This window comes from Dechloromonas hankyongensis (assembly GCF_022012295.1).
Classification (GTDB): Bacteria; Pseudomonadota; Gammaproteobacteria; order Burkholderiales; family Rhodocyclaceae; genus Azonexus; species Azonexus hankyongensis.
Window position 1 is genome coordinate 1 of sequence record NZ_JAKLTN010000013.1, and the last position, 3915, is coordinate 3915.

The 3915-nt window shown below is 63.4% G+C and carries 4 protein-coding genes; all 4 read left to right on the forward strand.

From position 1 onward, the window contains the following. On the forward strand, nt 1-885 hold an 885-nt coding region (locus tag LZ012_RS19700), incomplete at its 5' end, for a branched-chain amino acid ABC transporter permease (protein WP_275712690.1). A gap of 2 nt (nt 886-887) precedes the next feature. Then, on the forward strand, nt 888-1820 hold the full coding sequence (locus LZ012_RS19705) for a branched-chain amino acid ABC transporter permease (protein WP_275712691.1): 933 nt from the start codon (nt 888-890) through the stop codon (nt 1818-1820). 1 nt (nt 1821) lies between these two features. Then, nucleotides 1822-2583: an ABC transporter ATP-binding protein gene (locus LZ012_RS19710; protein WP_275712692.1), complete on the forward strand. Its 762-nt coding sequence runs from the start codon at nt 1822-1824 to the stop codon at nt 2581-2583. A 19-nt stretch (nt 2584-2602) separates the two neighbouring features. Then, a partial coding sequence (locus tag LZ012_RS19755; protein WP_338033175.1) for an ATP-binding cassette domain-containing protein occupies nt 2603-3915 on the forward strand: 1313 nt, incomplete at its 3' end.

Consider the following 3915-nt stretch of genomic DNA (forward strand, 5'->3'; position numbering starts at 1 on the left):
GGGGCTGTCATGCTAGCCCAATTCCTGCAGTTCCTATTTTCCGGGATCACGGTCGGTGCGACGTACGCGCTGGCGGCGCTCGGCTTCACGCTGATCTACAACGCCAGCAACGTGATCAACTTCGCTCAGGGCGAATTCATCATGCTCGGCGGCATGCTGGCCGTAGTCTTCACCCAGGCCGGCCTGCCGCTGCCGGTCGCTTTGGTCCTCGCCATCCTCGTCCCCGCCATCGTCGGCGTGCTGGTCGAGAAACTGGCCATCGAACCGGTCAAGGGCGCCGAGACGGTGACCCTGATCATCATCACCATCGGCGCTTCGCTGGTCATCCGCGGCATCGTCCAGGTCGTCCTCGGCAAAGGCACGCACAGCCTGCCCGCCTTCTCCGGCGACACCCCGATCGACATCCTGGGCGCGACGCTGCTGCCGCAAAGCCTGTGGGTTCTCGGCGTCACCGCGTTGGTGGTCGTTGCGTTGTGGTACTTCTTCAACCGCACCCTGCAGGGCAAGGCCATGCTCGCCACCTCGTACAACCGGCTGGCGGCCGAACTGGTCGGCATCAACACCAGTTGGGTGCTGTTCATGAGCTTCGCCATGTCCGCCGCCCTGGGCGCGCTGGGCGGCATCCTGATCACCCCGATCACCCTGACCTCCTACGACGTCGGGATCATGCTCGGCTTGAAGGGCTTCGTCGCCGCCGTGGTCGGCGGTCTGGGCAACGGCCTGGGTGCCGTGGTCGGTGGGCTCTTGGTCGGCATCCTGGAAGCGATGGGCGCCGGCTACGTGTCGTCGAGCTACAAGGACGCCATTCCCTTCGTGCTCATCCTGTTCATTCTCTTCTTCCTGCCGCGCGGCCTGTTCGGCGGCAAATCGACGGATCGGGTGTAAGCATGAAGAAGAACGTCTACTTCGGTTTGTTCATCGTCGTCGCCCTGTTGGCGGTACTGCCCTTCGTGGTCCCCAACAGCTTCTATCTCGATCTGGTCATCCGCATGGCGATCAATGCCGTGATCGTGCTGGGGTTGAACCTGCTGATCGGCTTCGCCGGCCAGATCAGTCTGGGCCATGCCGGTTTCCTCGGCATCGGCGCCTACGCCTCGGCCGTGCTGCCCACCCATTTCGGCTGGCATCCGCTACTCGCCATGGGCGCCGGTGCGGTCGCCACCGGTATCCTGGCCGCCCTGGTCGCCCGTCCGATCTTCAAGTTGAAGGGCCACTACCTGGCCATGGCCACCTTGGGTCTGGGCATCATCATCAGCATCGCGCTGAGAAATGAGGCGCAATGGACCGGCGGTCCGGACGGCATGCCGGTCCCGGCGATGGGCCTGTTCGGTTTCGAGCTGTCTTCCGACAAGCAGTGGTACTGGGTCGTCGCCCTGCTGCTGAGTGTGTCGGTGTGGGCCTCGCTGAACCTGATCGACTCGCCCTTCGGTCGCGCCCTGCGCGCCCTGCACGGCTCGGAAGTCGCGTCGCAGGTGGTCGGCGTCGATGTCGTCCGCTACAAGGTGGCGATCTTCGTGCTGTCCGCCGTCTTCGCCAGCCTGATGGGCAGCGTTACGGCGCATTACGTCGGTTTCGTCAGCCCCAACTTTGCCGATTTCTTCCATTCCATCGAACTGGTCACCATGGTGGTCATCGGCGGCATGGCCTCGGTCTATGGCTCGCTGGTCGGCGCCGTGCTGCTCACCGCGCTGCCGCAGGCCCTGGCGACTTTCGAAGGTTGGGAAACCGTGGTCTTCGGCGCCATCCTGATGGGTTGCATGATCTTCCTGCCCAAGGGACTGGTCCCCACGCTGGCATCCAAGTTCGGCAAGGGAGAGTGAGATGAGCATGCTGCAAGTCAAAGACCTCTCCATCCACTTCGGCGGCGTCAAGGCCGTCCAGAATGTGAGTTTCAACATCGATGCCGGCATCGTCTATTCGGTGATCGGTCCCAACGGCGCCGGCAAGACGACGCTGTTCAACCTGATCACCGGGGTGTACACGCCGACCACCGGCGAGATCCAGCTCGACGGCGAAGCCATCCACGGCAAGTCGCCGAACGAACTGGCCACCCGCGGCGTCGCCCGCACCTTCCAGAATCTGCAGATCTGCCTGAACATGAGCGCCATCGAGAACGTGATGGTGGGCGCCCACTTGCGCCTCGACCGCAATCTGGTCAAGGCCGCCCTGCGTTTCCCGGGACTGAAGAAGCGCGATGCCGAACTGCGCAAGGAAGCGGCGGAACTGATGGACTTCGTCGGGCTCGGCCAGTATGTCGAGGCCCGTGCCGATGCGATGTCCTATGGCGCGCTGAAGCGCCTGGAGATCGCCCGGGCGCTGGCCATGAAGCCGCGCCTGATCTTCCTCGACGAACCGGCCGCCGGCCTGAATCCCAAGGAGACCATCGAGGTCGATCATCTGGTGCGCAAGATCGCCGATTCGGGGGTGACCGTGGTGCTCGTCGAGCACGACATGAAGATGGTCATGAACCTCTCCGACCGCATCCTGGTGCTCGACTACGGCAAGAAGCTGGCCGAGGGTACCGGTGAGGAAATCCGCAAGAACCCGGATGTGATTGCCGCCTATCTCGGCGCCCATGCGTAAAGAACAAGAGGAGAGAACCATGGAATCCCTGCGCATCATTACCGAGGAACATCAGAACCTGTGGCGCATCGCCACCACGCTCGACCTGGTCGCCGACGAGATCGATGCCGGCGGCAAGGTGGAGGCGCCGTTCTTCACGTCGGTGTTCGACTATATCGAGCAGTTCATGGACCGCTCGCATCACGCCAAGGAGGATGACTTCCTGTTCCGCCTGCTGCGGGCGCGCTCCACGGAAGCGGCAAACTTGATCGACCGCCTGCAGGCCGAGCATCAGAACGGGCCGGAGAATCTGAAAGACCTGCGCACCAAGCTGGCGCAAGCCGCCGGCGGCGGTGAGGCCAATGCGGCTTTCACCAGCGCCCTGCGTAACTACACGACGGCGATCAAGGCGCATATCCGCAGCGAGGAGAAGGATGCCTTGCCGCTGGCACGCGAACATCTGAATGCCGACGACTGGGCGGAGATCGACAAGGCCTTTCTGGATAACGACGATCCGCTGTTCGGCGGCAAGGCGAAGGCGGAGTTCCGCGAGTTGTTCCACCGCATTGCCAGCCTGGCGCCGGAGTCGATCGGCCTCGGGGCGCAGAGTGCCGGCAGTTTGCAGCCGGGGGCAGCGCCCTCGGGTGATGTGCTGCTCTCCGTGAAGGGCATGGAGAGTTGCTACGGGCGGATCAAGGCGCTGAAGGGGATCGACCTGGAAGTACGGCAGGGTGAGCTGGTCGCCCTGGTCGGGGCCAACGGGGCGGGGAAGACGACATTCCTGAGGACGCTATCCGGCGTGCAGCCGATGAGTGCCGGCAAGATCACGTTCGATGGCGAGGATATTTCCAAGCTGCGGGCCGACCTCAGAATGCGCCGGGGGATTTGCCAGAGTCCGGAGGGGCGGCAGGTGTTTGGGCCGCTGTCCATCGAGGACAACCTGCGCCTGGGGGCTTATACGCAACCGAAGCACCAGGTCGAGGGCGATCTGGAGAAGATTTACGCGATGTTCCCTATCCTGAAGGAGAAGCGCGCTCTACCCGCCGGGACGCTGTCCGGCGGTCAGCAGCAGATGCTGGCCATCGGCCGGGCGCTGATGGGAAGGCCGAAGATGTTGCTGCTCGATGAGCCGTCGATGGGCTTGGCCCCGCTGCTGGTCGAAGAGGTGTTCAACGTCGTCAAAACACTGAAAGCCCAGGGGATGACCATCTTCCTGGTCGAACAGAATGCCTTTGCTGCGCTGGCCATCGCCGATCGCGGTTATGTGCTGGAGACCGGCAACATCACCCTGACCGGCTCCGGGCAGGAACTCATTGCCAATGAGCAGGTGCGGGCCGCTTATCTAGGGATGTA

Coding starts and splice junctions, on each gene's coding strand:
- LZ012_RS19705 (WP_275712691.1), top strand. CDS start 888: ATGAAGAAGAACGTCTACTTCGGTTTGTTCATCGTCGTCGCCCTGTTG.
- LZ012_RS19710 (WP_275712692.1), top strand. CDS start 1,822: ATGAGCATGCTGCAAGTCAAAGACCTCTCCATCCACTTCGGCGGCGTC.